Origin of the sequence: Aliivibrio sp. S10_S31 (assembly GCF_014694495.1) — a bacterium.
In the GTDB taxonomy this organism is placed as follows: Bacteria; Pseudomonadota; Gammaproteobacteria; order Enterobacterales; family Vibrionaceae; genus Aliivibrio; species Aliivibrio fischeri.
Genome location: NZ_JAAUWR010000039.1, coordinates 1 through 6007 on the forward strand (window position 1 = coordinate 1; position 6007 = coordinate 6007).

Below are 6007 nucleotides of genomic sequence, written 5' to 3' on the forward strand. Positions count from 1 at the left end.
AGCCAGAGGTAAAGGTTTGAAATTTTCTACGCGTTCAGCGAAAGATAGTGATTTTGAGTTCTTATTTGAACTTAAAAAGGCGGCTGAATTTGAGCCAATTAAGGCTGTGTTTGGTTGGGACGATAAAATCCAACGTGAAATGCATCAAGATGAATGGGGTGAAGAAAAACCAACCATTATTGAAATGTCAGGTGAAGCAATAGGTAGCTATTTGCTTCAAAACAAAGGTGACCATTTCTATTTTTGCCGTTTCTTTTTATTACCAAGCTTTCACGGAAAAGGAATAGGAAGTCAGGTTTTAAGCCAATGTTTAGAGTTTGCTGATAGTGAAAATAAACCAGTGAAATTGTGTTATTTACAAGGCAATCGGGTAGGCGGTTTATATCGTAAATTTGGTTTCCAAGTAACATCAGAAGATGCTCAATTTGTTCATATGAACCGTGTAAGAATGTGCTTATAACAAATGCATCAACACGATTTACTACACTCGGCAATCTCAGTTTGCCGGGTGTTTCTCGTTTTAAGGCGTATATATTAAGTATAATTGCTAGTAGTAAACGTGTTATGCAGGCGTTAAATGCCAGTGATTAAAAAATCAATTGCAGCAATAATCTCATTTCTGAAAGTTGATAACTCATTAACTGGCTCAGTTAAGATTTTAACGGGAACACTTGTCATTTGTTGAGTCAACATTATAAAGTCACCTTCATCAATATGAATCGTAGGACAAAGGTGACTTGGTGCTTTCTTATCAAGTAGTTCGATTGGTGTTAATGGAATGACTAATCGAGTATTTAAGTTATCAAGTAGATCACTTTGAACATCAACAAAATATGGGTAGGTTTTCGCTGAACTTTTATCTTTGTTTTTATATAGCGTAAATTGAGACATTTAAAATACTCGGTATGAATCAGAAAAAAGACCGTGTTTCTCGGTTAGTTCGTTGCAAGCATCAATAGCTTCAGAGTTTTGCTCTAACCATTCTTGTCTTTTTAGTTTGCTCACTTCTTGTGAAAGTGCTTTTTCCATTGTTGCTGAAAGGTTTATTTTTAAACGTTTTGCTTCAGCGAGCAGGTCACTGTTTAGAGTTAAATTGGTCGCTTTCTTTACTGCTTGTGTATTATATTGATTTCTCATAACGTTACCACTTATGCGCATTAAGTATGTGGGCTTAGTATATAACGTAAAAAGGCATTTAACAAATGCATCAACACGATTTGCTACACTCGGCATTCTTGATTTCTTTGGGTTTACCGTATTAAGTGGTAAATTTAGGCTCAATCTGCATAGTAGCAAACGTGTTATGCAGGCGTTGTGCGTACTGAGTCCGGAATTTTTTGCACGGTTCCTCAATAGAAATGAGACTTTTGTAAACGCTATTTAGTTATCACAAATCCTCTTCTTTGTTGCCTTTTAGCATTCGTTTCATTAGGTTCGGCAATTAAGCATTGTCGGCCTAAGTTCAGGCGTTTCAGAGGCATTTTTACGCTTCAATGGTTCTTTGGTGTTGCCTCATTTTAGTCGGTATCAGTGTTTTGCTCGCAGCATTTTCAATCCCAGTTGTGGCGAGGATATTTGGTTTATCAGCTAAAAACTTGTTGAAACCAAACTGTTCAAATGGTGTAAAAAATGTATCTGTTTTCCATTTACTTCATATCGCAATTTAAGAACATTTTGTTCGCTTAATTGCCATTGGTAAATTAGAATCAGAGCTTAGAAAATCTTGGCAGAGCAGTTCTTTACCAAGTTGGCCAAGTCGAAAGAGAGTCCGCACAACAATCGCATCAACACGATTTATTACACTCGGCGTTCTGGGTTTGTCTTGGGTTTCGTGATTAGGGCGGTTAAATTCAGGTTGGTTGGCATGGTAATAAACGTGTTATGCAAGCGTTAAACGAATTAAGGTTTTAGTAAGAGGGAAGGTTGATGAAAAAAAGAGAGCCTAGCCTTAAAATAGGGGCTAGATTGACGTTGTTTCTAGTTTCTTATATGCCTTTATTTTTAATCATGACTTTTAGTCAATTTTATAAATATAAAGAATATTTACATTGGGGGGGAGTAAACCTCGAATCCATTTGGATTTTTTCTAAATATTTTGGTGCGGCAACATTATTGATTCTATTGTCAATATATGGAGCTGTGGGTCTAAAGTTTCTGCTAAGTAATTTTGAAAGGCGAGCAACTGTTAATGGTGATCTTATTACTATTGATGATATTGAAAATAAAAATAGTGAATCAATTTCGTATCTCTTTACTTACTTAATTCCTTTTGTTTTTCAGGACTTGTCTAGCCTTATTAATGTGTTCTCGGTAACTGTGTTATTGGTTGTGACATTTTTGATTTACTCTAACTCATCTATGTTACTAATTAACCCAACAATTAGTATGAAGTACTCTTTATATATGATTGAATACAGTGATCTAGATTCGGAAAAAAAGAAAAAAGGTATGGTCATATCAAGAAACAAGTTTCTTGAAGAAGATGATCAGGTGAAAATAAAAAAAATTGGCCATAAATTATTTTTTGCAGTTGATGTAGGAGGCGATAATGCCAGCTAAAAAGAAAGTGAATGATATCTTAGATATCATTCAAAGCCAAAATGTAACGTTTAAGTTGTATTTTATAACTAGGCATATTAAAGATGGTGTTAAAACAAAAGACAAAATAATTGATAAATTTCAATTTAAGGCCAACAGTATTGACATCTCGCCTGAGATTAGTTGTTTTTTTGCACATAATGCTAAAAAGCAACTAGAAAAACTAACTAAAATTGAAGGCTACGATTTAGAAACTTATAACGTAATTACAGACGATTTGGGTGGGAAGCTATATACGTATGCTTTAAATAATACTCTGTCATTTTCTGATGTTATTTTTAATCAACTGCTTAAAAATAAAGCTAACAATATTACTTCCTTAAAGGAAGTAAAGAAAGACATATGGGCTTACTGCATTCAGGTTAATACAAATAAAAATTCTGCATATTTATTTAGAAAAATGGGTTCAAGTAAAGTTACAACAGATGAACCTCAAACTAGAAAAGAAAAAATATCATCATTTTTTGATTTGAATGATTCAGAGTTAAAAGTTGTTAATAATGAGACTGTAAGTTTTGATGATAAAATTGATTGCATATATTTTAATTCTGAATTTTTAGTTTTAAGAAAATCAGGCTTTGAGCAAATTGTTGGTTTGGAAGAAGAATTTCAAAATGTAGCAAATGATGTAATATCTGTAATTGAATCCACAGGTTTAGTTGATGGTATCGAACATATCACAGCTAATTTGAGTAAGAGCAGAGCATTACTTAAAACGTTAGCAAATATAGGAAAAAAAGGGAATCATTCAGACTTTAATGAAGATGAAATAACTAAAATGAAAGATGCCCTGAAACTTTTTGAAGGTAAGGAGTTAAAATTATCTCCAACTGGTAATTTAGTTTTAGAAAATAGTATTGATGTTGGCTATTTCATCAAATTATTAAATGATTACTATAAAGTTGGAGTCATTACTGGAAAGTATTATGGAACGAATAGCGGTAGTATAATTGAACCTGCATAAATTCGTTTAACAAATGCATCAACACGATTTACTACACTCGGCATCTCAGGTTGTCGGGTGTTTCTCGTTTTAAGGCGTCAATATTAAGTATAATTGTATGGTAGCAAACGTGTTATGCAGGCGTTATGCTTCTAAGTTTAATTAGAGTTATCTGCAATCTAATGTACAATAGAAAAAATTTGAATTTCGAGATAAATCAATGAAATGTGATGTTTATAAATCTGATGCGATGAAAGGTGTTTATGTTTTCATTAAAGATGGATCACCATTAGAGCCTTTTTTACTTGATGATTCTTTAAAGGGTTTTAATAGTCCATATCGCTTTAAAACGATAGAGTTTGATGATGATTCACCATTAATTGCAGCAGATCCTAAAATAATAAAAAAAAGTATTGAAGCAAAAGGATTTCATATTCAAAAAACAGAAATTAAGTCTAGTAATGTGTCTGGGGCAGGAGCTGCAATTGGCGGTGGTTTACTTGCAGCTAGTTTAGGTTTTGGGATTTTTGGTGCAGCAGTTGCAGCCATTGGCTCTGCAATTTTGGCTAATGCAGCTAATTCAGATAAAGATAAGTCTGGAGGGGATTCTGATGAATCTTAGTGTTGACTTAGTAATCAAATATGGCTCTGTTACTAGTTTTTTAATATCCGTACTTATTTTAGTTATTATTAATCTAGTAAAAAAACAAGCTCAACATTTGGGTGATTTACTTGTTGTTGGTTTAGCTGGTAGTGCTGTACCTACAGGGTTTCTTTTGATTTATGGGGCATATGACAAGGCAATAATTCCTAAACTATCAGATGCAGGTATTTATTTAGCTTTTGCTGGGGTTGCATTACTTATTATTTTTGCTCAAACGCTGAAAGAGAAAGCATAACAATCGCATCAACACGATTTGCTACACTCGGCATTGTCAGTTTGCCTTTAGTTTCAGTGATTAAGGCGTTAAAATTCAGCTAGGTCTGTATCGTAGCAAACGTGTTATGCAGGCGTTATACAGTTTTTCGCTAAATAGCGTACTCAATATCGATAAAGTATTTAAATTAATCCTTACTTCTCTTTTTGTGTATTGATTTATTTGATAGTCTTTTGTTTTATTTAAGAATAGTTGTTTATATGAAACGTTTAATTTTGGTTCTTTGTTTGGTTTTAACCGGATGTGCAAATCCGGGGGTTGTAGAAATTTCTCCTGATACTTATGTTATATTTCGAGATGATCATGGTGGTATTTTTGGTAATGCTGGTGCGTTAAGAGCTGAAGTTATTCATGATGCGAACGAATTCGCTAAATCTAAAGGGAAGGTCGCAATTCCAGTATCTTCAAATTATACACCCTTAGGTAATGGGCCTGGTGAATGGGCATCATTTGAATATCAGTTCCGTGTTGTCGATAAATCTGATGAAGAAGTTGTTAGAACGTCATTACAAAAACAAGCTGATTACGTCGTTGATAAAAATATAAAAGTTGAATCTACTATAACGAATAAAACTAATGGTTCTAACTCTGATGTTTACAATGAATTAATTAAAGCACATCAACTTTTTGAGAATGGTGTTTTAACAGAAGTAGAATATAAACAGATGAAAGCTAAAATATTAAGTAAATCATAAGCTGTTAGAAACTGTATAACAATCGCATCAACACGATTTGCTACATTCGGCATTGTAGGTTTCTTTGAGTTTACCGAGCTAAGTGGTAAATTTGAGCTTAATCTGCATGGTAGCAAACGTGTTATGCAGGCGTTGTGCGTACTGAGTCCGAAATTTTTTGCACGGTTCATCAATAGATCCGAGGCTTTTGTAGTTTCGGCTTAGTAAGCGTAAATTTCTTCTTTGTTGCCTTTTGGTTTTCGTATTATCAGGTTCGGCAAATTAGACCTTATTACCCTAAGTTCAGGTGTTTCAGAAGCTATTTTACGCTTCAATGGTTCTTTGGTTATGCCTCATTTTAGTCTGCATCAGTGTTTTCCTCGTAGCATTTTCAATTCCCGTTGTGGCAAGGATATTTGGTTTATCAGTTCCAAATCTGCTGAAACCAAGTCGTTCAAATGGTGTGAAAATTGTATCTGTTTTCCATTTACGTTATCTCGCAATTTAAGAACATTTTGTTCGCTTAATTACTACCGGTAAATTAGAATCAGGGCTTAGGAAATCTTGGCAGGGCAGTTCTTTACCAAGTTAGCCAAGCCGAAAGTAAGCACGCACAACAATCGCATCAACACGATTTATTACATTCGGCGTTCTGGGTTTGTCTTAGGTTTTGTGATTAAGACGGTTAATTCAGGTTGGTTTGCATAGTAATAAACGTGTTATGCCAGCGTTATGTTGTTGGTGTAAAATAAGGTTTTCAGCAGCTTGGGGTGAGCTATGTTTCAGTTTAAATGTACCAAAAAAGTTCAAGATTTCATTGGCCTGAAACCAAGTGACTTAAGTGAAATCGAACC

The 6007-nt window shown here is 34.1% G+C and carries 8 protein-coding genes; 6 read left to right on the forward strand and 2 right to left on the reverse strand.

The annotated features are described in order from the left end of the window. Window positions 1-16 precede the first annotated feature (16 nt). Window positions 17-460 (forward strand): GNAT family N-acetyltransferase, encoded by a 444-nt coding sequence (locus tag HC728_RS19135; RefSeq protein ID WP_190395924.1) that lies wholly within the window; start codon window positions 17-19, stop codon window positions 458-460. Window positions 461-573: 113 nt separating this feature from the next. Here HC728_RS19135 and HC728_RS19140 read toward each other — a convergent pair whose 3' ends face one another. Next, complete coding sequence (locus tag HC728_RS19140; RefSeq protein ID WP_054776277.1) at window positions 574-891, reverse strand: CcdB family protein; 318 nt, start codon at window positions 889-891, stop codon at window positions 574-576. Then, window positions 892-1137: a type II toxin-antitoxin system CcdA family antitoxin gene (locus HC728_RS19145; protein WP_012535294.1), complete on the reverse strand. Its 246-nt coding sequence runs from the start codon at window positions 1135-1137 to the stop codon at window positions 892-894. A 789-nt stretch (window positions 1138-1926) separates the two neighbouring features. Between HC728_RS19145 and HC728_RS19150 the strand changes: the two genes are divergently transcribed. The 5 genes from HC728_RS19150 to HC728_RS19170 all read left to right on the forward strand — a co-directional run bounded on the left by HC728_RS19150 (window position 1927) and on the right by HC728_RS19170 (window position 5174). Further along, window positions 1927-2559: a hypothetical protein gene (locus HC728_RS19150; protein ID WP_190395925.1), complete on the forward strand. Its 633-nt coding sequence runs from the start codon at window positions 1927-1929 to the stop codon at window positions 2557-2559. Next, complete coding sequence (locus tag HC728_RS19155; RefSeq protein ID WP_190395926.1) at window positions 2549-3562, forward strand: Kiwa anti-phage protein KwaB-like domain-containing protein; 1014 nt, start codon at window positions 2549-2551, stop codon at window positions 3560-3562. The genes HC728_RS19150 and HC728_RS19155 overlap by 11 nt, the downstream gene beginning before the upstream one ends. A 199-nt stretch (window positions 3563-3761) precedes the next feature. Further along, window positions 3762-4163 carry a YcgL domain-containing protein gene (locus HC728_RS19160; RefSeq protein ID WP_190395927.1) on the forward strand — a complete coding sequence of 134 codons (402 nt, stop codon included), beginning with the start codon at window positions 3762-3764 and terminating at the stop codon, window positions 4161-4163. Beyond that, on the forward strand, window positions 4153-4440 hold the full coding sequence (locus HC728_RS19165) for a hypothetical protein (RefSeq protein ID WP_190395928.1): 288 nt from the start codon (window positions 4153-4155) through the stop codon (window positions 4438-4440). The genes HC728_RS19160 and HC728_RS19165 overlap by 11 nt, the downstream gene beginning before the upstream one ends. 239 nt (window positions 4441-4679) lie before the next feature. Further along, window positions 4680-5174, forward strand: coding sequence for an SHOCT domain-containing protein (locus HC728_RS19170; RefSeq protein ID WP_190395929.1), 495 nt, complete (start codon window positions 4680-4682; stop codon window positions 5172-5174). Window positions 5175-6007: the final 833 nt, after the last annotated feature.